This window comes from Streptomyces tibetensis, assembly GCF_007655005.1.
In the GTDB taxonomy this organism is placed as follows: Bacteria; Actinomycetota; Actinomycetes; order Streptomycetales; family Streptomycetaceae; genus Streptomyces; species Streptomyces tibetensis.
In genome coordinates, this window is record NZ_SZVW01000013.1 from 106,242 (window position 1) to 131,160 (window position 24,919).

Below are 24,919 nucleotides of genomic sequence, written 5' to 3' on the forward strand. Positions count from 1 at the left end.
CAGCCGTCGGTCACGCCTCCTGCGTCACGCGGCCGGTCACGCCTCCCGCGTCGCGCCGTCGGTCACGCCTCCTGCGTCACGCGGCCGGTCACGCCTCCTGCGTCGCGCCGTCGGTCACGCCTCCTTCGGCCCGGCCTGCTGCACCACCTCGAAGGACCACAGCGTCGAGCCGCTCGCCGCGGGCTTCGGTCGTTCGCCGCCCTCGCCGCCGCCCTGGTGCGCGCTCTTCATCGGCCCCTCCATCCAGGCCTGGAACGACTCCTCGTCACGCCACCGGGTGTAGACGAGGTAGGTGTCGGTGCCCTCCACGGGGCGGAGCAGCTCGAACCACTCGAACCCGTCGGAGTTCTCCACGGCGTGCGCCCGGGAGGCGAACCGCTTCTCCAGCGTCTCCCGCTGCTCGGCGGGCACGGTCAGCACGTTGATCTTGACTACGCTCATGGGCCCCATCTTGCCCGATGAGACGTCTGCGCAGGTCGAGCCCTCCGTCCGCGCGCACTTTTGAACGCGTTCAAATATGGGCTAGAGTCGCTTGCAGACGACGAGGGGGAGGCCTTCGTGAAGTTCGTGATACCCGGCGGCACCGGACAGGTCGGCACGATCCTGAGGCGCGCGCTGAGCGCGGCAGGGCATGACGTCGTGGTGCTCAGCAGGAACCCCTCGGGGCCTGGCGAAGTGCACTGGGACGGTGCCACGCCTGGGCCCTGGGCGGCGGAGGTCGACGGCAGTGATGTCGTGGTCAACCTGGCCGGCCGAAGCGTGAACTGCCGCTACACCCCCGCCAACCTCCGGCAGATGATGGACTCCCGGGTCCACTCCGCCCGGGCCGTGGGCGAGGCGATCGCAGCGGCGGAGCGACCCCCACGGGTCTGGCTGCAGATGAGCACCGCGACCGTCTACGCCCACCGTGCCGACGCGGCCAACGACGAGGCCACCGGCGTGATCGGCGGCGGCGAACCCGGCGTCCCCGGTTACTGGGGCTACAGCGTCGACATCGCCAAGGCCTGGGAGCGGGAGCAGGAGAAGGCCGACACCCCGCACACCCGGAAGGTGGCCCTGCGCGCCGCCATGGTGATGAGCCCGGACCGCGGAGGAGTCTTCGAGGTCCTGCTGCGGCTGGCCCGGCTCGGCCTCGGCGGCCCGGTCGGCGGCGGCGCCCAGTACGTGTCCTGGATCCACGACCGGGACTTCGCCCGGGCGGTCGAGTTCCTCGTCGCTCGGGACGACATCGAGGGGCCGGTCAATCTCGCCGCCCCCGGGCCCCTGCCGCAGCGCGCTCTCATGCGCGCCCTGCGCGACGCGTGGGGCATCCCGGTGGGCCTGCCCGCGACGCGCTGGATGGCGGAGATCGGCGCGTTCGTCCTGCGTTCGGACACCGAACTCCTGCTGAAGAGCCGCCGGGTCGTCCCCGGCCGCCTGCTCGAAGCGGGCTTCGACTTCCGGCATCCCGAGTGGCCGGAGGCCGCGGACGACCTCGTACGACGCCTCCGCGGCCGCGCGGCGAGGTGAGGTGAGGTGGTCTCGGGTCAGCTCTGCCGCTTGCCCTGCTTCAGGGCCTTGCCGGTCATGTCGGTGACCTGCCCGGCCGGTGGCTCGTCCGCCTCCACCTCGGTACCGAAGTCGGTGAAGTCCATGACCGTGCGCACCGTGACCTTCCCGGGCGCGGACGAGGAGCCCGAGGACGACCGCCGCGTTGCCTCCGGGGTCTTGACGGTCATGTCGAGCTGCTGACGGCGCATCCGGCCCTCGTCGTCCAGCCAGACCTCCATCGGCAGGGTCGGACCGACCTGCTTGCGCAGGCTGTCGCCGTCGGGAAGATCGGCGACGTCGACGGAGACGCGGTAGTGCGTGGTCTCCACGCCGTTGATCGTGGACTGGCCCTTCTCGGTCACGTCCTTGTCGGTGATCGCCTTGGCGTAGGCGGCGGACCGGGCCGGATCGCTCATGGACCCGTCACCGGCGCCCTGTTGCCCGGCGACCTTCCCCAGGTCGATCTTGATCCAGGGCTTGCCCCCCGGCGCCTGTCCCTTGGGCGGCTTCTGGTACAGGATCTGGTCGATCACCCGTTGTTCGATCTGCTGCCCCTGCACCGTGAGCGTCATGACGCTGTCGCCGTCGTCCAGGTCCACGGCGCCCTGCCCGTCAGCGGTCTGCGAGGCGCCCTGGGCCGAGGTCCGCACCCGCAGTTTCACCTTGGCGGTGTCCTCCTCGGCCGTCCTGTCGTAGGCCGAGCGCACCGCCTGCGTCCCCCGTTCCCTGGCGCCGGCGCTGGGTTTCGCCGAGGTGCCCTGCGCACCGTCGCCCGAGTCCTCGTCGCCGCAGCCGACCAGCACCGTCCCGGCCAGGACTCCGGCGACGCCTAAGGCACAGACCCGCCTGCCGTTTCCCGCCCTGCTCATCGAACCAGCTCCCCTCAGGTGTGTGGTGCGACCCAAGTGCCCAAGCCGGGCATGAACACACCTGTGTGGCCGAGGAGTTGCATATCGGGCGGGACGGTGTCCCGGTCAGTGGCGGCCCTTGAGCCTGCCGAGCAGACGCTGGGCCTGGGCCCGCTTGCGGGGGTCGGCCGCGGCCCGGCGTGCCTGTTCGACGGCCCGCCGCCCCTGCGGGCTCCGGGCGAACTGCTTGATGCGGTCCAGCATTCCGGCCATGACGCACCTTCCTTCCTGTCGTGATGTCACGTACCTGCAGTACGCCTACCCCTTCGGCGAGGTGCTCAGGCACCCCCTGCCCGGCCGGTGCGCGAGCGAATGTGTTTGCCGCCGGAGTCAGAGGCAAGTCGGTGTCCATGACTGAAGAGAACAAGCGCACGAATCAGAAGGCGAGCACCGTACGGACCGCCGAGTCCAAGGCCCGCCGCACGGCGGACAAGGCCACCGCGCCGGCCTCACAGGCGGCGAAGGGTGCGGCGGGCAAGGCCGGTGAGGCGGCGTCAGCGGCCAAGTCGGGCGCGGAGCGCTCCGCCGAGACGGCCAAGACGGCCGCCCAGACCGCGGCCAAGGGTGTCGAGGCGGGCCGCCAGGCGGTCGTCACGGCCTCCGGGCACGTCGCCACCACGGCGAAGACGGCCTGGACGGTCATCGCCCACCGCAAGCTGGTGGCGGCGGGCGTCGGAGCGGGTCTGACCGCCCTGAGCGCCGCGTCCTACGCGGTCGGACGCCGTGCGGAACGCGGCGCGCACGGCCCCCTCACCCGTCTCACCGGCGGGCGGATCTGAGCAGGGCCGGCGCGATGGACGTGCCGGCACCGGGGGAGCAGGCGGCGCGACGCGCCACCGGGTGGTCCGGTGGTCCGTGGCGCCGCCTTCCTCGTGATCCGAGCGGCCCCCTCCCGCGTGGCCTGGCGCACATCCGACCCTCGCCGGGGCGCGCCCCTCGCGCCGCCCCGCCGTGACGAGAAAGGATGGGACCGCACACGAAGGATCAACCCATGCGGAGGAGCGGGCCCATGCAGCACGAGCGAGCGGGAAGTCCGGCCGGACCCGAGGATCTCGTCGACGTCGCTCGGCTGGTCACCGCGTACTACGCGCGCCGCCCCGACCTGGACGACCCGGGCCAGCGCGTCACGTTCGGGACCTCGGGACACCGCGGCTCGTCCTTGGCGAACGCGTTCAACGACGACCACATCGCCGCGACCAGCCAGGCCATCTGCGAGTACCGGGCCGGCCAGGGAATCGACGGCCCCCTCTTCCTGGGCGCCGACACCCACGCCCTGTCGGAGCCCGCGCGCGTCACCGCCCTGGAGGTGTTCGCCGCCAACGAGGTGACCGTGCTGATCGACGACGCGGACGGTTACACACCGACCCCGGCCGTCTCGCACGCCATCCTCGCCCACAACCGCGGCCGCACCACCGGCTTCGCGGACGGCGTCGTCGTCACGCCCTCCCACAACCCGCCCGCCGACGGTGGGTTCAAGTACAACCCGCCCAGCGGAGGCCCCGCCGCCTCCGACGCGACCTCCTGGATCCAGGACCGGGCGAACGAGATCATCCGCGGCGGCCTGAAGGACGTGCGGCGCGTCTCGTACGCCCGTGCCCTCGCGGCCCCCACCACCGGCCGCTACGACTTCCTCGGCACCTACGTCGCCGACCTGCCCGACGTCCTCGACCTGGACGCGATCCGCACGGCGGGCGTACGCATCGGGGCCGACCCGCTCGGCGGCGCGTCGGTCGCCTACTGGGGCCGCATCGCCGAACAGCACGGCCTCGACCTGACGGTCGTCAACCCGCACACCGACCCCACCTGGCGGTTCATGACGCTGGACTGGGACGGGAAGATCCGCATGGACTGCTCGTCGCCGTACGCGATGGCCTCGCTCATCGAGCAGCGCGACCGCTTCCAGATCTCCACCGGCAACGACGCCGACGCCGACCGGCACGGCATCGTCACCCCGGACGCGGGTCTGATGAACCCCAACCACTACCTGGCCGTCGCCATCTCCTACCTCTACGCCCACCGCGACCGCTGGCCGGCCACCACCGGCATCGGCAAGACCCTGGTCTCCTCCGCCATGATCGACCGGGTCGCCGCCGACCTGGGGCGCGAGCTGGTCGAGGTGCCCGTCGGCTTCAAGTGGTTCGTGGACGGACTGGCGGGTGGCACCATCGGCTTCGGCGGGGAGGAGTCCGCCGGGGCGTCCTTCCTGCGCCGGGACGGCTCCGTGTGGACCACCGACAAGGACGGCATCCTCCTCGCGCTGCTCGCCTCCGAGATCACGGCGGTCACCGGGAAGACGCCCTCCGAGCACTACGCGGCACTGACCGCCCGCTTCGGCGAACCGGCGTACGCGCGCATCGACGCCCCCGCGACCCGCGAGGAGAAGGCCCTGCTCGCCAAGCTCTCCCCGGCCCAGGTCACGGCCGACACCCTGGCCGGGGACGCGGTCACCGCGGTGCTCACCGAGGCCCCCGGAAACGGCGCGGCCATCGGCGGCATCAAGGTGACCACGGACAACGCCTGGTTCGCGGCCCGCCCCTCGGGCACCGAGGACGTCTACAAGATCTACGCCGAGTCGTTCCTCGGCCCGGACCACCTCGGCCGGGTCCAGGAGGAGGCCAAGTCCGTGGTACTGACGGCCCTGTCCGGCTGACCCCGGCACAACACGGCCCGGGCCGCTCTCACGTGGCCCGGGCCGTTCGCCGCTGCACCGTCACCCGACCGGATCAGCCCGCGCCGGCAGCTCCACACGAACGAGGGGCCCGCGCGCCCGACGCCGCGATACAGGACACTGGATGAAGATCCGACCGGGAAGGACCGACACGTGATCATCTTCGGCACCAAGGGATACCTGTACCAGCTGGCGATACTGACGCTGGTGTGCGGCCAGTGCGGAAACCCCGCCGCCCACACGCTCAGGAAGCGCGTCACGAAGTTCACCCTGTTCTTCGTCCCGCTGTTCCCGATCTCGACGAAGTACCTGACGCAGTGCACCTTCTGCGGCGCGGAACAGAAGGTGACCAAGGAGCAGGCGGATCACCTGCAGACCCAGAGCACGAGCGGCCCGAGCGGCCAAGCGCACGGGCAGCCGCAGCAGCACGACCGGTTCTGATCCCCGCAGGCCCGGGCGCGGCCGGACCGCTTCCGCCACGGGCCCCGACACCGGTCACCGGTCACCGGCCCAGCCTCGCCGGTCGACGCTTCGGTGGGCGTCGAAACGTCCCGCCCGTAGCGTCCCGGGTCATGACGTCCCGCACCCACCTCGTGATCCGGCCGAGCATCCTCTACTTCGGCACGCCCGTGGTCCTGCTGACCACCGAGAACGCCGACGGCACCTGCAACCTCGCCCCGATCTCCTCGGCGTGGGCCCTGGGGCAGCACCTCGTCCTGGGGCTCGGCAGCGAGAGCCACACCGCGCGCAATCTCGCGGAACGCCCGGAACTCGTGATCAACGTCGCCTCGCCCGACCTGTGGGAACACGTGGAACGCCTCGCACCGCTGACAGGGGCGGACCCCGTGCCGGAGGCCAAGCGGCCGGTCTACCGGCACGAGCGGGACAAGTTCGCCGCGGCCGGGCTCAGCCCGGCCGCCTCCGACCTGGTGAGGCCCCCGCGGGTCGCCGAGTGCGCCCTGCAACTGGAGGCCCGGGCCCGCTCGCTGACCCCGGGCGGAGCGGGCCTCTTCGTCACCGTCGAGTGCGAGGTCCTGCGCGTCCACGCCGCCGAGCACATCGTCGTCCCCGGCACCCAGCACATCGACCCCTCCGCCTGGAGCCCGCTCATCTACAACTTCCGCCACTACCACGCACTGGCCCCGGAGATCGGCCACGGCTTCCGCTCCGAAACGGCGAGGGCCACCGTCTGATCACATCCGATGTGGCAACCGGGGCTTCCCGGGTACCCGACCTCCGCGGGCCCGGACCTGAGTGGGCCGATGGGCCTCCTGCAGTCGATCAGTGAATACGGAGGCAGTCAGATGAGCACCATCAAGGAAACCGTCGAAGTCGACGTCCCCGTGCACACCGCCTACAACCAGTGGACGCAGTTCGAGGAGTTCCCGAACTTCATGGAGGGCGTCGAGGAGGTCAGGCAGCTGGACGACCGCCACAACCACTGGACCACCAAGATCGGCGGGGTACGGCGAGAATTCGACACCGAGATCGTCGACCAGCTGGCCGACGAGCGGGTCACGTGGCGCACGACGAGCGGAGACACTCACCAGAGGGGCTCCGTCCGCTTCGAGCGTCTCGACGACACCCACACCAGGGTGGAGCTCGTGATGGATGTCGAGCCCAGCAGTGCTGTGGAGAAGGCGGCGGACATGATGGGCACGATCGACCGCCGGGTGAAGGGCGACATGAAGCGCTTCAAGCAGTACATCGAGGAGCGCGGAGTCGAATCCGGCGCGTGGCGCGGCCGCGTCGAGCCGGGCGGCACCGGCGGCGCCGGCCCCATCCTCTGACACCGTCCGCACCCTTCTGACATCAGCGGCACTCCCAGAACCCGGCCTCCACGGTGAGGCCGGGTTCTTCTGTGCCCGCGTCCGGCTGTGCCGCGTGAAGTTTCGGCCAACGTCATGACATGCACCTGTCCATATCGGCCTCCCGGTGGCACGCTGCCCCCTGACCGTCCGCAGTGACACCCCTGCCTGACCGGGTGGGCGGGCTTCCCGCCGCCCGGCCCCCACAGCAGAAGGAGACCGCGTGATAGGCCGACCCCGCAGCCCGTACCCGTCCGGCGGCAGCACCCGCGTACGCCGCTCCGTCCTCGGCGCGCTCGCCGGCGTCGCCGCCCTCCTGGCGACCGGTGTCACCGCCACACCCGCGAGCGCCGCACCGGACCCCGGCGTGACGACCTCCTCGGCGCAGGAACGCGCCCTGGCCTTCTGGACCCCGCAGCGGATGCGCGAGGCCACCCCGCTCGACCTGCTGACCGTCGACCGCTCCGACGTGAAGGCCCCGGCCCTGCGCAAGGGCAAGGCGACGGTCGTGGCTCCCAGCGCGCCCGCCTCCGCCGCGGGTCCGCTGGCCTTCCCGCACGGCGGCGGCCCCTGGTCCGGAGGGGGAGCGGTGACCAAGACCGCGGGACGGGTGTTCTTCAGCTACCAGGGCCGCACCGCGTCCTGCTCCGGCAACGCCGTCACCAGCGCCAACAAGAGCACCGTGATCACCGCCGGGCACTGCGTCAAGCTGGAGGGTGCCTGGCACACCAACTGGGTGTTCGTACCCGGCTACCACGACGGGCAGCGCCCGTACGGCACCTGGACCGCCTCCAAGACCCTGTCCACCCCGCAGTGGACGGCCAGTGAGGACATCAACTACGACATCGGCGCGGCCGTGGTCGCCCCGCTGGACGGGAAGAAGCTGACCGACGTCGTCGGCGGCCAGGGGCTGGCGTTCAACACCGGCTACAGCAAGGCCATGTACTCCTTCGGCTTCCCGGCCGCGGCACCGTACGACGGCGAGAAGTTCATCTACTGCAGCGGCACCACCACCCGCGACTTCCTGCTGTCCAACGACCACGGCCTGACCTGCAACATGACCGGCGGCTCCAGCGGCGGCCCCTGGTTCACCCAGTTCAGCGAGGCCACCGGGACCGGCCTGCAGTCCTCGGTGAACAGCTTCAAGTACAACTTCCTGCCGAACGCCATGTACGGCCCGTACTTCGGCACGGACGCGCAGAACCTGTACCAGAGCGCCCAGTCGTCCTGAGCCGGCACCTCATCGGGAGCCGCTTCCTCCGTCGCCGTGTGGCGGAGGAAGCGGCCCGGTCGTTGCGCCGCGAACCGTCCCACCACTCGTGACCGGGCCGGGCCGGGCGGGTGTGACGCACGGAGCACGGGTGGCCGGAATCCATCGGGGGTGCGCTGGGCATGCATCGAGCGTTTGCCGACGCCCCCCACAAGGAGTGAAACCGGCCATGAACGCTCCCGCGACGTCGCCCACCCCCACCGCCCCAGGAGGGCTGCCCCTCCTCGGTCACGGCCTCCAGCTCGCCCGCAACCCACTGCCCTTCATCACCTCGCTGCGCGACCACGGCCCGGTGGTACGCATACGCATCGGCCCCACTCCCGCCTACGTCGTCACCGACCCCGCTCTGACCCGCAAGGTCCTGGTGACCGACGCAGCGCATTACGCCAAGGGCGGCAAGATCATCGACGCCCTGAGGGTGTTCTTCGGGGACGGCCTGGCCACCATCGCGGACGGCGACGCCCATCTGCGCAACCGGCGTCTGATGCAGCCCATGTTCAACAAGGCGCACATCGCCGACCGCGGCGACGCCATGATCGAGCAGGTCGCCTCGGCGGTCGGCGCATGGCCCGAGGGGCAGCCGCGCGATGTGTACGAGGACATGAACGAGGTCACGCTCGGGGCCTTCCTCGTCGCCCTGTTCGGCGCGGATCTGCCCGAGCACCTGGCCGGCGAGTTCACCGCGCTCATGCCGGACATCATGGAAGGAACGATTCGGCAGACCATTCTCCCGCCCTGGGTGACCCGGCTGCCGCTCCCCGCCAACAGGGCGCACGCGCAGCGCGTCGCCCGCCTGCGGGCCCTCATAGACCAGGCCATCGACCACCGGACGCGCCGGGCGGCCGGACCTCCGTCCGGCGCCGCAGCCGCAGCCGACGCCGGATGCCCGCACGCGGCTGCCGCCGGTGAGCAGCGGACGGGCCTCTTCGACACCCTGCTGACCGCCGAGGACCCGCTGACCCGTCAGCAGCTCCAGGACGAGGCCATCACCCTGCTGACCGGCGCGATCGAGACCACCGGCACCACGCTGGCCTGGACCCTCTACGAGATCACCCGCCATCCGGGGATCGAACAGCGGCTGCGCGAGGAACTCGCCACCGTGTGCGCGGACCGCCCCCTGGCCTACGAGGACCTGGAGCATCTCCCGTACGCCCGCCGGGTGTTGCAGGAGGCCATCCGCAAGTACGGCCCCGCGTGGCTGGTGACCCGGACCGCCACCCGCGACCTCGACCTCGGCGGGCACCTCGTTCCCGAGGGCGCCGACGTGGTCTGGAGCCCCTACCTGCACCAGCACGACCCCGCGGTGTTCAGCGACCCCGGCGCCTTCGACCCGGACCGCTGGACCACCGGCGACACGGCGGCCACCCGCGGCTCGTTCCTCGCCTTCGGTGACGGTCGGCGCAAGTGCATCGGCGAGAACTTCGCCTGGGCCGAACTCCAGATCATCCTGGCGACCGTCCTGCGGACCTGGCCGTCCTTCCGGCTGACCTCCCGGGCACCACGCCCCCAGGCGGTGGTCACGGTCAAACCGGACCGCATGACCATGCGCTTCCACCGGCAGCCGGCCCCGGCCCCACGGAGCACCGACGACCCGGCCCGGATCACGACGGGCCCGGAACCCGGCCCGGACACCGAGCCGTCACCGTCCACCGGATGAAACCACAGCCGACCGTGCCGGCCCCGGACGCGGGCCACCATCCAGCCCGTCGCTTGCTCCAGGTCGGCCCGCGGTGAGAACCGGCCCGAGAAGCATCCGCAACGGCGATTTTCGTCCACGTGCGGCCATGCACCGCGTGGCATCCGCCCGGCCGGTCCACACTGGGACCCATGCGCGTGGTGATCATGACGGCGGGATCGCGCGGCGACGTCGCGCCCTACACCGGGTTGGGCGCGGGGCTGGCACGCGGCGGGCGCGAGGTCACGCTCGCCACCCACGGCCTGTTCGAGCCCCTGGCCGCCGGATCGGGGGTGCGCTTCCACCCGACCCCGGTCGACCCGCACGCCGTGTCGCACTCCGACCGCGGCCGCGATCTGCACACCAGCACCACCGGTCTCGGCAAGCTGCTGCGGGTGGTGTCGATGGCCCGGTCCGTGGCAGAGGAGCTGACCGACTCCCTGGTCCAGGCGGCCCGCGGCGCGGACGTCGTCCTGGCCGCGGGAGCCGTCGCACCGCTGGGCCGCGCCATCGCCGAGGGACTGGGTTTGCCCAGTGCCGGCCTGTTCCTCCAACCCCAGCATCCGACGCGCGAGTTCGGCGCGCCCATGCTCGGCGGGCGATCGTTCGGCACCGTGGGCAACCACCTGAGCGGACAGGCCGTGATCTCCGCCGTCGACCGGGTCTTCACCCACGCCGTGCACCGGCTGCGCACCCGGCACGGCATGACTCTGCGCGGCCCCTCCGCCGGCCGCCGCGCCCACGAGCGGGCCCACTGGCCCGTGCTGCACGGCTTCAGCGAACGGGTGGTGGCCCGCCCGAAGGACTGGCGCCCCGGACTGGAGGTCGCGGGGTACTGGTGGCCGCACGACACGCGCGCACTGCCCGGCGAAGTGGAGGAGTTCCTGGCCGCGGGGCCCCCGCCGGTGTTCGTCGGTCTGGGCAGTGCGACGGTGCCGGATGCCGAGCACCTCAGCGCCGGGATCGTGCGTGCCCTGCGGACGGCGGGACTGCGAGGCATCATCCAGCAGGGCTGGGCGGGCCTCGCCGCTCGCGGCGACGACGAAGACGTGATCACCGTGGGCGACGTACCGCACGCGCTGCTGTTTCCCCGTACCGCCGCCGTGGTCCACCACGCCGGGGCCGGCACCACAGCCGCCGTCCTGCGCGCGGGCGTCCCCACGGTTCCGGTACCGGTGCAGTTCGACGGCGGCTTCTGGGCGGCGCGCCTGGTCGCCCTGGGGACGGCACCGTGCGCCGTCCCCCTGCGGCACCTCACGGCCGGTTCACTGGCCTCCGCCCTGCGCCGCGCCACGAGCGATCCACATCACCGCGGTCATGCCCGGGAGTTGGCCCGTGGCCTGGCCGAAGAGGACGGCGTGGCCCCGGTCCTGGCCGCCCTGGACCGGCTCACGCCGTGACCGGTCGCCGGCGGGACGGCTCCCCGCGCCGGAAACGGTGGTGCAGCCGGATCGCCAGGGGAGCGGCGGTGAACACCGAGGAGTACGTCCCCACGACAAGGCCGACGAGCAGCGCCAGGGCGAAGTCCGTGAGCGAGGAACCGCCCAGCACGGCGAGCGCGGTGAGCATGAACGCCGCACCCATGCCGGTGTTCACCGTGCGGGGCAGCGTCTGCAGGATCGCCTCGTTCACAAGGCCGGAAAACGGCGCCCCGGGGCTGCGCCGGACCAGTTCCCTCACCCGGTCGAACAGGACGACGGAGTCGTTCACCGAGTAGCCGATGACGGTCAGCAGGGCTGCCAGGAACACCCCGTCGACGGGCTTGCCGAGCCAGGCGAAGACCCCGAGCAGGATCACCACGTCGTGGACGAGCGCGACGACCGCGGCCATGCCCAGCACCCACCGGAAGCGTGCCGCCAGGTAGACGAACTGCGCCCCCAGGGCCACGGCGAGTGCGATCAGCGCACCTCGGCGCAGCTCCTCGCCGAGGCTGGGACCGATCAGTTCGTCGCGGACCTTGTCCGCCCGGCGGTCGAGGTCGCGCAGTGTGCCGGTGACCTCCGCCTCCTCGGCGTCGGTCAGTGGATCGGTACGCACCGTCAGACCCGTGTCGCCCGCGGACTGCACGACCGCGCGAGGAAAACCGGCGTCGGCCAGGGCGGCACGCAGCCGGCCGGGATCGACGGGACTGCTGGTGCTGTACTCGATGAGGCGACCCCCGGTGAACTCCACCCCGAGATCGACGCCGCGCACGGCGATGCCCGAGCCGGCCAGCACGAGCACAGCGGCGGAGGTGGCGAGCCAGCGGCGCGTGCGGCGCATCAGGAACGGGTTGCGGCGGGTGAGGCGGTCGCGGACCGCGCCGATGCCGGCGACGCCGGTGAGACCGGGGCGGCGGCGTACACCCGGACGGCTCGCGGCGAACTCGGCCAGCACCCGGCTGACGACCAGGGCGCTGAACATGGAGGCGAGCACACCGATGCCGAGGGTGACACCGAAGCCGCGAACGGGCCCGGAGGCGAGGAGGAACAGCAGAGCCGCCGCGATGAGCGTGGTGATGTTGGAGTCGGCGATCGCACTGAGGGCGTTGCGGAAGCCGGCCGTGAGGGCCGAACGGACACTGGGCCGGCGGCGCACCGCGTACTCCTCGCGCGCCCTCTCGAAGACCAGCACGTTGGCGTCCACGGCCATGCCGATGGCCAGGACGAAACCCGCCAGGCCAGGCAGGGTCAGGGTGGCGCCGAGGGCGGCCAGGGCGGCATAGGAGATCAGGCCGTAGCAGGGCAGGGCGAGGGCGGCCAGGCTGCCCATGAGCCGGTAGACGGCGACGATGAACAGCGAGGTCAGCGCGGTGCCGATGGCCGCCGCCCAGGCGCTGGCGGCGATGGCCTGCGCGCCCAGGGTGGGGCCGACGGTGCGTTGCTCGACGGTCTCGACGGGCACGGGCAGGGCCCCGCCGTTGATGAGCAGCGAGAGTTCGCGTGCCTCCTCGGCGCTGAAGGAGCCCGTGATCCGGGTGGCGCCGTCGCGCATGCCGGTTCCGCAGGCGACGGACGGGTCGACCCGGGGGGAGGAGATGACCTTGTCGTCGAGGACGATGGCGACCCGCCGTGCCGGGTCGCCCGGCGCCTGGCAGGCGGCCTCACCTGTCAGGTCGGCCCAGCCGGCGCGGCCGGTGCCCTCGAAACCGACGGTGACGTGCCATCCGGCGCCGCCCTGCTGGTCGAACCGGGCGGCGGCCTCCTTGACGTCCTCGCCGGTCAGCGAGGTGGGCCCGAGGCGCAGCGCGGTGCCGGACTCGTCGGGCAGGACGCGCTCCCGGGGGCGCTTCGGCAGCGGCCGGGAGGTGTCGTCGACTCCGTCCGCGGTGCCGAGAACGGGGTGGAAGGTGAGCTGTGCGGTGCGGCCCAGGACGTCGGCGGCCTCCTTCGGATCCTGCACACCGGGCAGTTCGACGATGATCCGGTCGTCGCCGGAGCGCACCAGAGTGGGTTCGGCTACGCCGAGCGCGTCGATGCGCCCGCGCAGCACCTCGAGGGTGCGGTCGGTGGCCGCGCGGTCGGCGTCGGCCGTGGGGGTGGAACGGGTCTCGAGCACGATCTGGGTACCGCCGCGCAGGTCCAGTCCGAGCCGGACGGGCACGGTGGCGGCGATGTACAGGGACAGGGCGAGCACGGCGAGGGCGAGCAGCGCTCTCACGCGCAGGGCACGGTTCAACGGGAGCCTCCGGCAGGGCACACCACGGCGGCGGCCGTCGCGGGCCGCTGCGGGGTGGTCGGGGGTGAAGGGGCGGGGGAAGGGGCGTCAGGTGCCGGAGAACACCGGGGGCGCCCGCCCCTGGTCCTGGGCCACGTGCGGCTGAGAGGCGGGCACGCGCCGGGTCGGAGGCCCATGCGGGTTCGGAAGCCGGAAGGGGATGGCGTGCGCGCTCCGGTCGCAGGTGCCGGAGGGTCCGCGGGGGGCCGGGTGCTCGCCGTGCGGCTGCTCGTGACGGCCGGCCGCACGGACGACGCGAGCGGCATCACATCCGTCGTCGGCGCACGCCCCGTCGTATCGGGCGTGGTTCGCCTCCGTGCGTGTTCCGTCGTATCGGAGGTGGTCCGCCTCCGTGCGGGTTCCGCCGTGCCGGAGGTGGTCCGCCGCCGTGCGTGTTCCGCCGTGCCGGAGGTGGTCGGCCGACGTGACGTGGGCGGATGGGCCCGTGCCCGGTGCGCCGGGTGGCGGGGTGACGAGCCCGAGGACAGCCAGCACCGCCACGACGACCGCGAGTACGGCGGTGACGGGGGAGCGGGGCCGGGTGGTGCCGACGACGGGGGCTGTGCGCGCGATGTGGTGCACCCTTCCCCCCTCCTCGATGTGCGGCCCGGGCCCGGATCCGGGTCAGGCCTCGATCAGTCCGGCGCGGATGGCGTAGCGGGTGAGGTCGAGACGGTCACGCAGGCCGAGTTTCTGCAGCAGGTTGGCGCGATGCCGCTGGACGGTCTTGATGCTGATGAACAACAGGTCCGCGATCTCCTTGGACGAGTGGCCCTCGGCGACCAGCTTGAGGACCTCCTCCTCCCGGGGGGTGAGGATCTGGTCGGGTGTTTCCTGGCCGTGGCGGGCCCGGTCCAGGTAGTTGCGGATCAGGGCGGTGACCGCGCCGGGGTACAGGAACGGCTCGTCCCGCATCGCGGCCCGGCAGGCGGCGACCAGGTCCCGGTCGGCGACGGACTTCAGCACGTATCCGCTCGCGCCAGCCTTCAGTGCCTGGAAGAAGTACTGCTCGTTGTCGTGCATGGTGAGCATCAAAATCCGCGGGCCCGGTTCAAGGGCGGCCAGTTCGCGGGCCGCTTGCAGGCCGGTCAGGCGTGGCATGGCGATGTCGAGCACGGCCAGGTCGACGTCGTGGGTACGGGCAAGCTCGATGGCTTCGGCCCCGTCACCGGCCTCGGCGACCACCTTGAGGTCCGGCTGCTGGTCGAGGATCAGCCGCACACCGCGGCGGACCAGCGCGTGGTCGTCGGCGAGCAGGATGCGAATCGCGCCGGGTTCCGTCGGGGCGGGCGTGGTCGTGTCGGGCATGGTCAGGGCTGCTTCCTTGCGACGGGCGCGGTGAGCTGGACGCGGGTGCCGGCCCGGGGTGCCGGGGTGATCTCCAGGGTGCCGCCGACGAGCAGGGCGCGTTCGCGCATGCCGCGGATGCCGGCGCCTTCGCGGGGGGCCTCGATGCCGCTGCCGTCGTCGGTGACCGTCAGCACCACGCCGCCGTCGGCGCGGCGCAGGGCGACGGTGACCCGCCGGGCGTCCGCATGGCGGGCGACGTTGGTCAGCGACTCCTGGGCGACGCGGTAGAGGACCAGCTCCGACTCCGGCTCCAGTGCGGGCAGGTCGGTGTCGAAGCGGCGGGTGACCAGCAGCCCGGTGTGGGTGGCGAAGTCCTCGCTGAGCGAGGTCAGCGCGCTCACCAGGCCCAGATCGTCCAGCACGCCCGGCCGCAGCCGGCGCACCAGCCGGCGGACCTCGTCCAGGCTCTCCCGGGTGATCTCCTGCAATTCCTGCAGCTCCTCGCGCAGCGGCTCCGGGGCGTCGTCCGCCGAGCGCTTGAGGCCCAGCAGGATCGCGGTCATGCTCTGGCCGACCTCGTCGTGCAGTTCCTGAGCGATGCGGCGGCGTTCCCCCTCCTGGGCCAGCAGGGCCCGGGTGCTGCTGGTGACCCTCTCCTGCTCCAGCCGCTCCAGCATGGCGTTGAACGTACGGATCAGCTCAGCGACCCCGCCACCGCCGGAAGCGGGCAGGCGCTGGCCGGGCCGCAGCAGGTCCACGGTCGTCATCAGCTTGGTGAGACGGTCCAAGGGAGCCAGGCCGAACCGCAGCAGCGCTGCGTTCGCGACGAGCATCACGGCCAGACCGCCGACCAGGATGACCGCCTCGGTCAGCAGCACCGGCACGGAGACGGTCACCGGAGCCCACAGCAGCAAGGCCGTGGCCGTACCGAGCACCACGGCGTTGAGCGCGAAAATCCGCCAGAACAAGGACACCGTCCCTGCGCCTCCCCTTCTTGAAACCCGGGTCTCACCTCCACAGTCGGGCATCGCGGGGCCCACCGCCTTCGCGGCCGGGCGCTGAGCCTGCCTGTCGATCAGGCTGCCCCCTGCGCGCACGTCCCGGCCATGGGACCTGACCCCCATTTCCCCGGGCACGCCGCACCCAGGGCGCGGGCCCATGGGTCCCTCGTCCCGCCGCAAATGGGTTCCGCGCCCGATGGGTATCCGCCGCGGGCCGGGCCAAGGTGGAGAGCACACGACCACCCGACAGCGGACGGGCGGCCCGGCAACGCCGCCGGGCCGCCCGCCGCGCATGACCGACCCGCGCACCCGCCGCCGAGAAGGGACCGACCATGTCGCTCGATATCACCCGGGCCGAACCCCACCCGCACGAGGCCCGCCAACGCCTGGAACACGCCCGCACCTCCCGACTGGCCCAGCTGCGAGCCCTCGACGAGAGCGAGCGGGGTCCGGACGATCACCTGCTGTCCGCACAGAAGACCGCGATGGAGCGGGTCCTCGGAGAGATCGAGCGAGCCTTCACCCGCGTCGACGACGGCACCTACGGAATCTGCGTGGGCTGCGCGAAGCCGATCCCCGCCGAACGACTCGAGATCCTCCCCTACACCCGCCACTGCGTCGCTTGCCAGCGCCGCATCGTTTGACCCCGCCCGTACCGACCTCCTACGCCCTGCCGCAAAGGGGTGACGTGGTGAACCACCAGACCATCGACGAGAGCACGACGCACCTGTCGGCCGAGGACCTCGCCGCGCTGCGCGAGAACCTCCAGGAGCAGCGCCTGTTCCGCCAGGAGCAACTGCGCCTGCTCGCCGGACCGGTCGCCTCCCGGACCGAGGACCGGCTCCGGCAACGGGCCGCCGCGCAGATCGAGGTCCGCGTCAAACTCGCCGCCTCCGCACGCATGGTCCTCACCGACGTCGAAGCAGCCCTCACCCGCATGCACGAGGGCTCCTACGGCCTTTGCCACCTGTGCCGGCGCCCGGTCGAACGGGAACGGCTCATGATCGTGCCGCAGGCCCGCTACTGCGCCCGCTGCCAGCAGGTCAAGGAGGCACAGCCATGACCGCCCCACCCGACCTGCCCGGTGACGCCGCCCGTCACCGGCCGTGGCCCCTGTGCAGGCGCTGCTGCGGCATCGCGCTGGACATGGGCAGCGCCCGCACCCGCGTCTGGATCGCCGGCAAGGGCACGGTCGTCGACGTACCCACGGTCACCTTCCCCGGCACCGGTGCGATCCATCCCGTCCAGCGCGGCACCATCGTCGACGCCCCGGGATGTGCCCGGATGCTGCAGCGACTGCTCGGCCACCGGCTGCCCCGGTTCACCCGCCCCACGGTCATCGTCACCACATCCGTCCTGGACGGCGTCGCCCACCGCACCCGGGCCCGCGACGCCGTCGAGGTGCTGCGGCCCCGCAGCGTCCTGACCGTCCCCAGCGCCCGCAGTATCGCCCTGGCCGCCGACGCCGACATGTCGCGGCCGCTGGTGGTGGTGGACATCGGAGCCCACCTCACCGAGGCGGTGCTGCTGTGCGACGGCGCCGTCACCGACGCACACCGGACGGCCGTGGGCACCAGCGACCTCGGTGAGACGACCACGCCCGAGCAGATCGTCGAAGCGGTGGTCGCGATGCTGACCGCGATCCGCCGCCACGACCGCACCTCCCGCACCGCCGGTGCTCTCCGGCGCGGCGTCCTCCTGGCAGGCGGGGGAGCCCTGCGACCCGAGATCACCTACGCCCTCACGGCCCGGCTGAAGGCACCGCTGCGCATCGTCCCGGCCCCGCACACCGCGGCCGTCCGCGGTGCCGCCAGGCTCCTGCAAGCCGCCCACACCCACCCCGAGGTCCGCCTCACCGACCCCCGAGGACGCACCCACACAGCGCGTGCCGATGCCCATCCGGCCCCGCCCTAGGCAGCACCCTCCGCGTCTGGGCCGGTACCAGGGGAAGCTCACCGACCCACCCCTGAGCCCCGATCAGATCCGCAGCCGTGCCATGGGCTCCGCCCCGAGGCGTCGTTCTCGGTCCACGCCGCGGCAGCCGTCGCCCACGGCACGGTCCACCGCGTCATCCGGCACCGCAACATGGCGGCGCGGGAATCCGCAGGGGCCGGAACGGCTGCTCGCTGGACGCCGTTTCCCCAGCCGGAGTCAGGCGTGGTGCTCCTCCGCGGCGCGACCGACTCGCAGATGGCTTTCCTGCGGACGCAGAGCGCTCACCTCTGTCCAGTCCTTGGCGAAGCTGCCCGGGGGGATGACGGTGACGTCCGCGATGTGGTTGGCGTCGTCGATGGAGCAGACGACTCCGCGTCCTTGGGTCTTGCCGTAGAAGAGGATGCGGTCGCCGCTCACGGCGGTGATCTGCGTCCAGTCCGTGGCCATGCTGCCGTTCGGTATCGGGGTGACGTCCGCGATGTTGTTCCCGTCGTCGATCGCGCAGACGACTCCGCCGCCCCGGGTCGCGCTGTAGAACAGGATGCGGTCTCCGCTCAGGCCCGCGATCTCCGTCCAGTCCTTGGCGAAGCTGCCCGGGGGGATGACGGTGACGTCCGCGATGTGGTTGGCGTCGTCGATGGAGCAGACGACTCCGCGCCCTTTCGACTTGCTGTAGAAGAGGATGCGGTCGCCGCTCAGCGCGGTGACCTCGGTCCAGTCCGGAGCCATGCTGCCGTTGGGTATCAGGGTGACGTCCGCGATGTGGTTGTCGTCGTCGACGGAGCAGACGACTCCGCCGCGCCTGGCCGCGCTGTAGAACAGGATGCGGTCGCCGCTCAGACCGGTGAAGGCCGTCCAGTCCTTGGCGAAGCTGCCCGCGGGTATGACCGTGACGTCTCCGATGTGATTGCCGCCGTCGATGGCGGCGACCACACCGCGCCCCTGGGATGCGCCGTAGAAGAGAATGCGATCCGACATTGTCGCCTCCCGTGTATTCATTTCGCTCGGCGGGGGCAATTTCTTCCGTTGCCAAACGATTATTGATGGGTCGTTCTACCTCTTCTCGGATAACGCTACGCTCACCCCAAGGGCCCCGCACCTGAAGCTCAAGTGGCCGCAAGTGTAGGAGACATGGGCGTCAGGCTGGTCGTATCTCAATCAAATGTTGATGGTGAAATGGGTTCCATGAAAGGGGCGCGCCCGAGCATGCTGACGCACCATCAGAAACTGATCGACCGGCTCCGTCCCTCCGGGGCCGGCGTCAGCGCGGGATGCCCAAGACGTCGAGGTGCTGGTGCATGACCGCTGCCGGGAGGCCGGGGTTGCTCAGGGCCCGGGTGGAGAGCTCCGGGTCGTCGCAGTTCTTCAGGATGAGGTCGACGGGCAGGGCGGGGTGCGCGGCGGCCATGCCACGCACCCGTGCGTCGGGATCGGCGAGCAGCCGGACCACCACGTCGGCGGGAGCGTGCGGGTCGAGTCCCACCAGCCACCTCTTCTCCGGGTCCGGGTCGTCGCCGAAGCGCCGCCCGGCGTCCGTGCGCGGGAAGTTGGCGTGTCCGAGCAGGCCGCCCTTGGTGATGACCTCGCAGTCCAGGTAGGTCTGCAGCACGACCTCGCCGTCCACGGTCGACTGGTTCTCGCACAGCAGGAGCCTCACGGCGTAGTCGTCGTCCCGCGAGAGCAGTTCGACGGCGTCGGCGGGCAGGTGCGGGCTGCAGGCGGCGCTGCGGCGCAGCAAAATGTTGGCGGACCGGGCGCATCGGCGCAGCACGTCGGGATCGGCGCAGAGGCGCACCCATTCGACGGGATGCAACCGGTCGGACGCGCTGATGGTGATGTCGACGGCGCCGCGTTCGGTCTCCGTCAGCTCGGGCCGGACCGACACGGCCAGCCGGACGCTGTGCGCGTCGTCGGCGGCCAGCCTGCGGACGATATGGACGGGCAGGTGGGGGTTGGCCGCCAGTTCGCGCCGGTCCGCCTCTTCGCCGTCGGCCGCGAGCCGTTCGGCGGTCGCCGTGCTCATGGCCCCGTAGTGGATCACCTCCCGCCGGGAGAAGGGGCCGAGGTCCGCGTCGAGCAGGAGGTCGGTGTAGCGCGCGTCGTCGCGGCAGGCCTCCCGCATGGCTGCCTGGCGGACGTCCTCCACGGGGTCATGGAGGAGGCGGTCGCGGGTGTCTCCGGAGAGCGCGGCCCACTCGCGGCACGCCGCCCTCCGTAGGTTCGCGTCCTGGTGGTCGGCGAGACGGGCGACCAGATCCGCAGCGGTGTGCCGGGAGCCGGCCGCGCTGCGGCGGACCCGAGCGTCCTCGTCGGCGAGCAGACGCTTCTGGGCGGCGACCGGAAGCGGCTCCACGGGTACGCGGAACCAGTCGGGGCCATAGGCCAGTGCTTCGCGCACCCGTGCGTCGGGATCGTCGATGAGCCGGGCGCGCTGGTCCGGCGTCACCGAGGGGTTCGCGGCGAACGCCGAGCGCAGCCTGTGATCGGGATGTACGACGATCGCGTCGACCACCTCGTCCGGCAGCGCGCGCCAGGCCAGCGTGTCCCAGGCCGCGATGGCCTGCTTCGAGAGCAGCCTGGTCAGTACGTCGACCGGTGCCGCCGGGTTCCGCGCGATGGCATGGAGCGTCTCGCGGTCAGGACACGTGTCACACATGATTCCCCCTGTTCGCCGGCGGATGACGCAGGCCCGCAGATTGTGCTGGTGAGGTGCGTACGAGGTCAACGCCGGTGAGCACACGCGCTCCTGGCTCCGGTTTCCCCCCGGCTCCGGCGGCCGGGCTGTCCGGGTGGCCCGCACTGGGGTACTCGGCACCGGTGCACGAGGTGTGTCAACGGGCCCCGGCCGCCGATGGTTTCGGGGTGCGCGCAGAAGTGGAGGGCGGATGACGGTCGACCTGCTCGGCTTCCTCGGCGTTGTTCTGGTGGCCTATGTGGTGCCGGGTCCGGATTTCCTCGTGGTGGTGAGATCGGCTGCCGAGGACCCTTCGAAGGGCAGAGCCGCGGCACTGGGGGCCCAGACCGGGCTGTGTGCGCACATGCTGGCCGCCGCGGCCGGTCTCTCGGTGATCGCCACCCGCACACCCGCCGTGTACGACGGGATCAGACTCATGGGGGCGGCCTACCTCGTGTATCTCGGTGTGCGGGCCGTGCTCACCGCCCGCCGGACCGCCCGGGAAAGGCGCCACGCGACCGAGGCCACATCCGACGCCCAGGAGGAGGGAGGGCCCGCCCAAGGGCGTCTTCGGAGCGCTTTCACTGAGGGGTTGCTCACCAACGTGCTCAACCCGAAAGCCGCCCTGTTCTTCCTCAGCGTCCTTCCGCAGTTCGTCGACGGTGACGGATCGATGGCGCAGCAGATCTTCTTCCTGGGCGTGTTGGACATCCTCATCGGCGTCGTCTACTGGTTCGCCCTGGTCGTGGTCGCCGCGCGACTGCGAGCGCTGCTCGCCCGGCCGAAGGTCCGCCGGCGCTGGGAGCTGACCACCGGCTGGTTGTTCATCGCCATCGGTGTCTCGGTGGCGGCCGTCGCCTGAGGATTCAGGGATGACCGGGCTGGGCAATGGGCTAGGGAATGTCATGAGCACGACTGCCCTTCCCCCACAAGGAGGTCGATCATGCACGTCCGTATGCTGACCGGCGGTCTCGCCGCCGCCTGTCTGGTGTCCGTGTCCCTGACGGGTGGTCAGGCCGTGGCCGCTACCCCCTCAACGGCCGACCGGCCTCTGGCCGCCCGTGTCGTGACCTACGACGCGAGTGGCTCCGCGGAGTTCAAGAGTGCCGTCAACCGGGGCGCGACGATCTGGAACGAGAGTGTCGACGCCGTCGAGCTGCGGCCCGTCGCGGCCGGGCAACGCGCGAACATACGGGTCCTCGCGGACAACGGCTGGCCGCGCGCCCTGCCCACCACCCTGGGCAACGGCACCGTGTACATCGGGCGCCAGGCCGTCGACCAGGGTTACGACACGATCCGCATCTCCGCGCACGAACTCGGGCACATCCTGGGCCTGCCGGATCGCAAGCCCGGACCGTGCTCGAGCCTGATGTCCGGCTCCACCGCGGGCACGTCGTGCACGAACCCGTACCCGAACGCGGCGGAGAAGGCGGAGGTCGAGGGGAACTTCGGCGGCGCAGTCGCCGGACGGTCCCAGGTGGCGCGGACCGGGGTGATCGTGGACTGACGCGGGCTGTACCCGTTCTGAGAAGGCCCGCCGCCTCGCAGGACGGCTCGCCGTCGATCAGCGGCGGTGGCAGCGCCGACGGCTCCCTTGCCGGAGTGCGGTACAGCAGGGGAGCCGGACGCGTGGCGCAGTGCGGATCCACCGGGAGCGGTCGGGGTAGTACTGGCTTCGGCTGGCGATAGAGTTGATCACGTCCCGCAGACTGTCCAGCCGGGCCGGCCTCACCCGGCAGACATCGCGACGCGGTCGGACTCGCTGCGCAGAACGCAGAATTCATTGCCTTCGGGGTCGGCGAGCACCGCCCAGCCTGCGCCGCCCGGCTCCCGGCGATCAGTGACGAGAGTGGCTCCCAGCTGCAACAGCCGCTCGATCTCCGCCTCGCGCGAGGTCGTGGGACGCAGACAGAGGTGGATCCGGTTCTTGACCGTCTTGGGCTCCGGCACCTGATTGAAGTACAGCAGCGGGCCCTCCGGAAGCATCACCTGAGTCTCCCGATCGCCCGGTCCGCTCTGCTCATGCACCGGACAACCGGTCACCTCACTCCAGAAGCGCGCCAGTTCATAGGCGTCCGCACAGTCGATCGCCACGTTCTGCACCACCGAGACCATGCAGGTCAGCCTGCACGAACACAGCCCGGCACGCCACCGGTTCGCGGCAACGCCCCCTTCGGGTCCGGCGTGGAAGCGACGGGTCCGCGCGCTCGGGAGGCATGCTGATGGGGTGACCGGCGTACGCGTGTCGCGGCTGCCGCGAGGACCGCGGGTGAGGGGCATCAGGTGGTGGACGACCGGGGAGCCGATGCGCCGCCTGACGTGGAGGCAGGTGTACTGGCCGACCGGCTGAAGGAGCGGATCTACGCGACCATCACGATGATCGCCGTGGTGGTCGGCCTGTCCCTCGGTGAGGTGGGTTCCCTCGGTGCCGTCGCCACCGTCCTGACGACCGCGCTGGGCCTGTGGCTCGCCGCGTTCGTCGCCGACCAGCAGGCGCACCGGACCGTCCACCGCCGCCTCGCCACGGGCCATGAGCTGCGCCGCATGCTGTACGTCAGCAGCCCGCTCCTGTCCTGTGCCGTGGGCCCTGCCGTACTGATCGCTCTGGCCGCGCTGGACGTCCTCAGCCTGCACGCCGCGTTGTCGGCAGCGGCCGGAGTGGGCGTCGTATCCCTCTTCCTGTGGGGCTGTCTGGGCGGGCTGCGCATGGGCGGCGGCGTGGTGACCGCGTTGGTGGCGGGGCTGCTGGACGCCGCGATCGGCGTGGCGGTCGCCCTGGTGAAGGCAGCCGCCGGGCACTGACCGGGTGAGGAAGCGTCCTGGAGCCCGGGCCGGCCGGCTCGCCGGGCAACGCCTCGCGGACCGGCGTCGGGAACGTCGATCGACCTGGTCGGCCGGTCGGGGGAGCGGTCAGATCGAAAGCTCGTCGGCCGGCGGAGGCACGGCACACGGGCGCAAAACCATGAGCGAGTCTTCCAGGGCAGCCACCATGGCGAAGGGGAACCGGTCGAGCTCGAGACAGAGCGCGACGTCATCAGGATGGACTCCCCGACGCACACCCTGCGCCAGCTCGGCGGCTGCGCGCGAACACCCGGCGCGGCGGAGGTACTCGGCTGCGTCCGTCCCCGCTTCGAGGGCCCTCCGGGCGATGTACTGAGCGCACGCCAGATCCTCATCGGCCCGCCCACCCTCGCCCGTGACCACGAATGTGACTCCGTAGCAGTCACTGTCACCGGCGCGTGTACGCAGGAGCCGAGCCGTCGCCTCCGCCACGACGAACCCGGCGCACAGCACCAGTGACGCCTCCTTGACCGCAAGGGCGCCGACCGTCCCGGCCATCGTCTTCTGCACGACGGTGCGTCCGCCGAGGTCGAGAGACCGCAGCAGGCCGGGCGAGTTGACGGCGTCGAACCCCGGAGCGGGCGGACCGTCCTTGAGCGCGACCCAGTCCGGGTGCCGGGCCTTGAGTGCCAGGGCTTCGTCCAGCGATTCGGCGAGAACGATCCGCTCCGCCCCCTGGCCGAAGGCCCACGCGGCAACCGTGAAAGCGCGCATGACGTCGACGACGACGGCCACGGACGGGGCTTCGGCCAGCTCGGCGATGCCGACGAAACGAGCTTCCATAGGGCCATGATCGCGCATGCCCGGTGATGCCGCCACCAGCCGCATCGTTGGTTGCTCGTGGGCAACAGCGGCTCGAACACTGCCCGCTCGTCGTCGGTCAGTTCACCTGCTGAGCAGGACCAGAACAACGAGCGACTGATCGAAGAGGCACCGCCCAGCACTCCAGATGTAGAGCCTCACCCTCAGAGGATGGCTTCGGTCGAGGTCGAAGAGCGGGGTCGATAGCTGGCGATGATGACCCCGGTGGCCGTTGGGGTCGCTTCGGCGACATGGAAAGTGGTTGGGCAGAAGCCGTCGGCGAACAGGCGGCGTCCGGCGGCCAGTACGAGTGGATGAATGCAGAGCAGGTATTCGTCGATGAGGCCGAACGGCGCCAGAGAGCGAATCAACGCGCCGCTGCCCATGATGTGCAGGTCGTTGCCCGGGATCTTTTTGAGTTCGGTGACCGCTTCGGGGATGTCGCCGCTGAGCAGTGTGGAGTTGGGCCATGGCAGGGGCTCGGACAGAGTGTTGGATGCGACGTACTTGGGGGCGTTGTTGAGGGCGTCGCGGAACGGGCTGTCCTGGGTGTTCCAATGGGCCAGAACGTCCGAATAGGTGCGGCGGCCCAGGAGGTAACCGCTGCCGGCGGCCAGCCGTCGGCCCCATGCCGCCGTGATGACGTCGTCCGCGCCCCGTTCAGCGGCCCAGCCGCCGTGAGTGAACCCGTCACGGGTGTCCTCATCGGCGCGGCCGGGTCCTTGCATGATGCCGTCCAGGGTGACGTGGTTGATGACGACGATTCGCATGACACTCCTGTCCACTGGTGAAACGCGACCGTATGGACACGATCGGACTGGA

27 protein-coding genes are annotated in these 24,919 nt (G+C 71.4%); 15 read left to right on the forward strand and 12 right to left on the reverse strand.

Translation table 11 applies throughout. From position 1 onward, the window contains the following. Window positions 1–114 precede the first annotated feature (114 nt). On the reverse strand, window positions 115–441 hold the full coding sequence (locus FDO69_RS22610; RefSeq protein ID WP_031113632.1) for an antibiotic biosynthesis monooxygenase family protein: 327 nt from the start codon (window positions 439–441) through the stop codon (window positions 115–117). A gap of 117 nt (window positions 442–558) precedes the next feature. Here FDO69_RS22610 and FDO69_RS22615 point away from each other — a divergent pair, with 117 nt between their 5' ends. Then, the gene (locus tag FDO69_RS22615) at window positions 559–1,509 is read left to right on the forward strand and encodes a TIGR01777 family oxidoreductase (RefSeq protein ID WP_104781678.1); all 951 of its coding nucleotides are present in this window, start codon (window positions 559–561) and stop codon (window positions 1,507–1,509) included. A 17-nt stretch (window positions 1,510–1,526) separates the two neighbouring features. On the opposite strand, the gene FDO69_RS22620 is transcribed toward FDO69_RS22615, so the two are convergent. Next, the gene (locus FDO69_RS22620; RefSeq protein WP_104781679.1) at window positions 1,527–2,399 is read right to left on the reverse strand and encodes an SCO4651 family lipoprotein; all 873 of its coding nucleotides are present in this window, start codon (window positions 2,397–2,399) and stop codon (window positions 1,527–1,529) included. Between the two features lie 105 nt (window positions 2,400–2,504). Beyond that, window positions 2,505–2,651: a hypothetical protein gene (locus tag FDO69_RS41295; RefSeq protein WP_167526658.1), complete on the reverse strand. Its 147-nt coding sequence runs from the start codon at window positions 2,649–2,651 to the stop codon at window positions 2,505–2,507. A gap of 137 nt (window positions 2,652–2,788) precedes the next feature. Here FDO69_RS41295 and FDO69_RS22625 point away from each other — a divergent pair, with 137 nt between their 5' ends. The 8 genes from FDO69_RS22625 to FDO69_RS22660 all read left to right on the forward strand — a co-directional run bounded on the left by FDO69_RS22625 (window position 2,789) and on the right by FDO69_RS22660 (window position 11,259). Further along, entirely contained in the window at window positions 2,789–3,217 is a 429-nt protein-coding gene (locus FDO69_RS22625; RefSeq protein ID WP_170320927.1) for a hypothetical protein, read from the forward strand. A gap of 230 nt (window positions 3,218–3,447) precedes the next feature. Next, entirely contained in the window at window positions 3,448–5,088 is a 1,641-nt protein-coding gene (gene pgm / locus FDO69_RS22630; RefSeq protein ID WP_104781681.1) for a phosphoglucomutase (alpha-D-glucose-1,6-bisphosphate-dependent), read from the forward strand. A gap of 171 nt (window positions 5,089–5,259) precedes the next feature. Further along, entirely contained in the window at window positions 5,260–5,547 is a 288-nt protein-coding gene (locus FDO69_RS22635) for a zinc-ribbon domain-containing protein (protein WP_104781682.1), read from the forward strand. 131 nt (window positions 5,548–5,678) lie between these two features. Beyond that, a complete protein-coding gene (locus FDO69_RS22640) occupies window positions 5,679–6,299 on the forward strand; it encodes a flavin reductase family protein (RefSeq protein ID WP_104781683.1) in 621 nt (206 codons plus the stop codon). Window positions 6,300–6,410: 111 nt separating this feature from the next. Beyond that, window positions 6,411–6,896, forward strand: coding sequence for an SRPBCC family protein (locus tag FDO69_RS22645; protein WP_104781833.1), 486 nt, complete (start codon window positions 6,411–6,413; stop codon window positions 6,894–6,896). A 241-nt stretch (window positions 6,897–7,137) separates the two neighbouring features. Beyond that, window positions 7,138–8,145: a trypsin-like serine peptidase gene (locus FDO69_RS22650; protein WP_104781684.1), complete on the forward strand. Its 1,008-nt coding sequence runs from the start codon at window positions 7,138–7,140 to the stop codon at window positions 8,143–8,145. Between the two features lie 208 nt (window positions 8,146–8,353). Then, window positions 8,354–9,841 carry a cytochrome P450 gene (locus tag FDO69_RS22655; protein ID WP_104781685.1) on the forward strand — a complete coding sequence of 496 codons (1,488 nt, stop codon included), beginning with the start codon at window positions 8,354–8,356 and terminating at the stop codon, window positions 9,839–9,841. 170 nt (window positions 9,842–10,011) lie between these two features. Then, entirely contained in the window at window positions 10,012–11,259 is a 1,248-nt protein-coding gene (locus FDO69_RS22660; protein WP_104781686.1) for a glycosyltransferase, read from the forward strand. Here the strand turns inward: FDO69_RS22660 and secD are convergent. The 4 genes from secD to FDO69_RS22680 all read right to left on the reverse strand — a co-directional run bounded on the left by secD (window position 11,249) and on the right by FDO69_RS22680 (window position 15,819). Further along, window positions 11,249–13,516, reverse strand: a complete 2,268-nt coding sequence (gene secD, locus FDO69_RS22665; RefSeq protein WP_104781687.1) for a protein translocase subunit SecD — start codon at window positions 13,514–13,516, stop codon at window positions 11,249–11,251. The genes FDO69_RS22660 and secD overlap by 11 nt on opposite strands. An 87-nt stretch (window positions 13,517–13,603) precedes the next feature. Further along, window positions 13,604–14,137, reverse strand: coding sequence for a hypothetical protein (locus tag FDO69_RS22670; protein WP_104781688.1), 534 nt, complete (start codon window positions 14,135–14,137; stop codon window positions 13,604–13,606). A gap of 42 nt (window positions 14,138–14,179) precedes the next feature. Further along, the gene (locus FDO69_RS22675; RefSeq protein ID WP_104781689.1) at window positions 14,180–14,863 is read right to left on the reverse strand and encodes a response regulator; all 684 of its coding nucleotides are present in this window, start codon (window positions 14,861–14,863) and stop codon (window positions 14,180–14,182) included. Between the two features lie 2 nt (window positions 14,864–14,865). Next, window positions 14,866–15,819, reverse strand: coding sequence for a sensor histidine kinase (locus FDO69_RS22680; protein WP_104781690.1), 954 nt, complete (start codon window positions 15,817–15,819; stop codon window positions 14,866–14,868). A gap of 359 nt (window positions 15,820–16,178) precedes the next feature. On the opposite strand from FDO69_RS22680, the gene FDO69_RS22685 reads away from it, so the two are divergent. The 3 genes from FDO69_RS22685 to FDO69_RS22695 are packed head-to-tail and all read left to right on the forward strand — an operon-like array spanning window position 16,179 to window position 17,760. Further along, the gene (locus tag FDO69_RS22685; RefSeq protein WP_104781691.1) at window positions 16,179–16,490 is read left to right on the forward strand and encodes a TraR/DksA C4-type zinc finger protein; all 312 of its coding nucleotides are present in this window, start codon (window positions 16,179–16,181) and stop codon (window positions 16,488–16,490) included. Between the two features lie 44 nt (window positions 16,491–16,534). Next, complete coding sequence (locus tag FDO69_RS22690; RefSeq protein WP_104781692.1) at window positions 16,535–16,909, forward strand: TraR/DksA family transcriptional regulator; 375 nt, start codon at window positions 16,535–16,537, stop codon at window positions 16,907–16,909. Further along, window positions 16,906–17,760 (forward strand): acetate and sugar kinases/Hsc70/actin family protein, encoded by an 855-nt coding sequence (locus tag FDO69_RS22695; protein WP_107502215.1) that lies wholly within the window; start codon window positions 16,906–16,908, stop codon window positions 17,758–17,760. The genes FDO69_RS22690 and FDO69_RS22695 overlap by 4 nt, the downstream gene beginning before the upstream one ends. A 237-nt stretch (window positions 17,761–17,997) precedes the next feature. Here the strand turns inward: FDO69_RS22695 and FDO69_RS22700 are convergent, their stop codons facing one another. Beyond that, window positions 17,998–18,759, reverse strand: a complete 762-nt coding sequence (locus FDO69_RS22700; protein ID WP_104781693.1) for a hypothetical protein — start codon at window positions 18,757–18,759, stop codon at window positions 17,998–18,000. 283 nt (window positions 18,760–19,042) lie between these two features. Next, window positions 19,043–20,437 carry a BamA/TamA family outer membrane protein gene (locus FDO69_RS22705; RefSeq protein WP_234388036.1) on the reverse strand — a complete coding sequence of 465 codons (1,395 nt, stop codon included), beginning with the start codon at window positions 20,435–20,437 and terminating at the stop codon, window positions 19,043–19,045. A gap of 229 nt (window positions 20,438–20,666) precedes the next feature. Here FDO69_RS22705 and FDO69_RS22710 point away from each other — a divergent pair, with 229 nt between their 5' ends. Beyond that, window positions 20,667–21,317 (forward strand): LysE family translocator, encoded by a 651-nt coding sequence (locus tag FDO69_RS22710; protein ID WP_104781694.1) that lies wholly within the window; start codon window positions 20,667–20,669, stop codon window positions 21,315–21,317. 81 nt (window positions 21,318–21,398) lie between these two features. Next, on the forward strand, window positions 21,399–21,962 hold the full coding sequence (locus tag FDO69_RS22715; protein WP_104781695.1) for a snapalysin family zinc-dependent metalloprotease: 564 nt from the start codon (window positions 21,399–21,401) through the stop codon (window positions 21,960–21,962). Window positions 21,963–22,183: 221 nt separating this feature from the next. Here the strand turns inward: FDO69_RS22715 and FDO69_RS41300 are convergent, their stop codons facing one another. Next, a complete protein-coding gene (locus FDO69_RS41300; protein WP_159030640.1) occupies window positions 22,184–22,570 on the reverse strand; it encodes a VOC family protein in 387 nt (128 codons plus the stop codon). 168 nt (window positions 22,571–22,738) lie between these two features. On the opposite strand from FDO69_RS41300, the gene FDO69_RS22725 reads away from it, so the two are divergent. Further along, window positions 22,739–23,257 (forward strand): hypothetical protein, encoded by a 519-nt coding sequence (locus FDO69_RS22725; RefSeq protein WP_104781697.1) that lies wholly within the window; start codon window positions 22,739–22,741, stop codon window positions 23,255–23,257. A gap of 108 nt (window positions 23,258–23,365) precedes the next feature. Here the strand turns inward: FDO69_RS22725 and FDO69_RS22730 are convergent, their stop codons facing one another. Both FDO69_RS22730 and FDO69_RS22735 read right to left on the reverse strand, forming a co-directional pair. Beyond that, complete coding sequence (locus tag FDO69_RS22730) at window positions 23,366–24,079, reverse strand: 2-phosphosulfolactate phosphatase (protein ID WP_104781698.1); 714 nt, start codon at window positions 24,077–24,079, stop codon at window positions 23,366–23,368. A 182-nt stretch (window positions 24,080–24,261) separates the two neighbouring features. After that, window positions 24,262–24,867, reverse strand: a complete 606-nt coding sequence (locus FDO69_RS22735; protein ID WP_104781699.1) for a dihydrofolate reductase family protein — start codon at window positions 24,865–24,867, stop codon at window positions 24,262–24,264. Window positions 24,868–24,919 lie beyond the last annotated feature (52 nt).

Excerpts from the sequence above, each read along its gene's own strand:
- pgm (WP_104781681.1), top strand. The coding sequence starts at position 3,448 with ATGCAGCACGAGCGAGCGGGAAGTCCGGCCGGACCCGAGGATCTCGTC.
- FDO69_RS22715 (WP_104781695.1), top strand. The coding sequence starts at position 21,399 with ATGCACGTCCGTATGCTGACCGGCGGTCTCGCCGCCGCCTGTCTGGTG.
- FDO69_RS22625 (WP_170320927.1), top strand. The coding sequence starts at position 2,789 with ATGACTGAAGAGAACAAGCGCACGAATCAGAAGGCGAGCACCGTACGG.
- FDO69_RS22640 (WP_104781683.1), top strand. The coding sequence starts at position 5,679 with ATGACGTCCCGCACCCACCTCGTGATCCGGCCGAGCATCCTCTACTTC.
- FDO69_RS22660 (WP_104781686.1), top strand. The coding sequence starts at position 10,012 with ATGCGCGTGGTGATCATGACGGCGGGATCGCGCGGCGACGTCGCGCCC.
- FDO69_RS22705 (WP_234388036.1), bottom strand. The coding sequence starts at position 20,437 with ATGTGTGACACGTGTCCTGACCGCGAGACGCTCCATGCCATCGCGCGG.
- FDO69_RS41300 (WP_159030640.1), bottom strand. The coding sequence starts at position 22,570 with ATGGTCTCGGTGGTGCAGAACGTGGCGATCGACTGTGCGGACGCCTAT.
- FDO69_RS22620 (WP_104781679.1), bottom strand. The coding sequence starts at position 2,399 with ATGAGCAGGGCGGGAAACGGCAGGCGGGTCTGTGCCTTAGGCGTCGCC.
- FDO69_RS22735 (WP_104781699.1), bottom strand. The coding sequence starts at position 24,867 with ATGCGAATCGTCGTCATCAACCACGTCACCCTGGACGGCATCATGCAA.
- FDO69_RS22730 (WP_104781698.1), bottom strand. The coding sequence starts at position 24,079 with ATGGAAGCTCGTTTCGTCGGCATCGCCGAGCTGGCCGAAGCCCCGTCC.
- FDO69_RS22610 (WP_031113632.1), bottom strand. The coding sequence starts at position 441 with ATGAGCGTAGTCAAGATCAACGTGCTGACCGTGCCCGCCGAGCAGCGG.
- FDO69_RS22645 (WP_104781833.1), top strand. The coding sequence starts at position 6,411 with ATGAGCACCATCAAGGAAACCGTCGAAGTCGACGTCCCCGTGCACACC.
- FDO69_RS22675 (WP_104781689.1), bottom strand. The coding sequence starts at position 14,863 with ATGCCCGACACGACCACGCCCGCCCCGACGGAACCCGGCGCGATTCGC.
- FDO69_RS22685 (WP_104781691.1), top strand. The coding sequence starts at position 16,179 with ATGTCGCTCGATATCACCCGGGCCGAACCCCACCCGCACGAGGCCCGC.
- FDO69_RS22695 (WP_107502215.1), top strand. The coding sequence starts at position 16,906 with ATGACCGCCCCACCCGACCTGCCCGGTGACGCCGCCCGTCACCGGCCG.
- FDO69_RS22655 (WP_104781685.1), top strand. The coding sequence starts at position 8,354 with ATGAACGCTCCCGCGACGTCGCCCACCCCCACCGCCCCAGGAGGGCTG.
- FDO69_RS22710 (WP_104781694.1), top strand. The coding sequence starts at position 20,667 with ATGACGGTCGACCTGCTCGGCTTCCTCGGCGTTGTTCTGGTGGCCTAT.
- FDO69_RS41295 (WP_167526658.1), bottom strand. The coding sequence starts at position 2,651 with ATGGCCGGAATGCTGGACCGCATCAAGCAGTTCGCCCGGAGCCCGCAG.
- FDO69_RS22700 (WP_104781693.1), bottom strand. The coding sequence starts at position 18,759 with ATGTCGGATCGCATTCTCTTCTACGGCGCATCCCAGGGGCGCGGTGTG.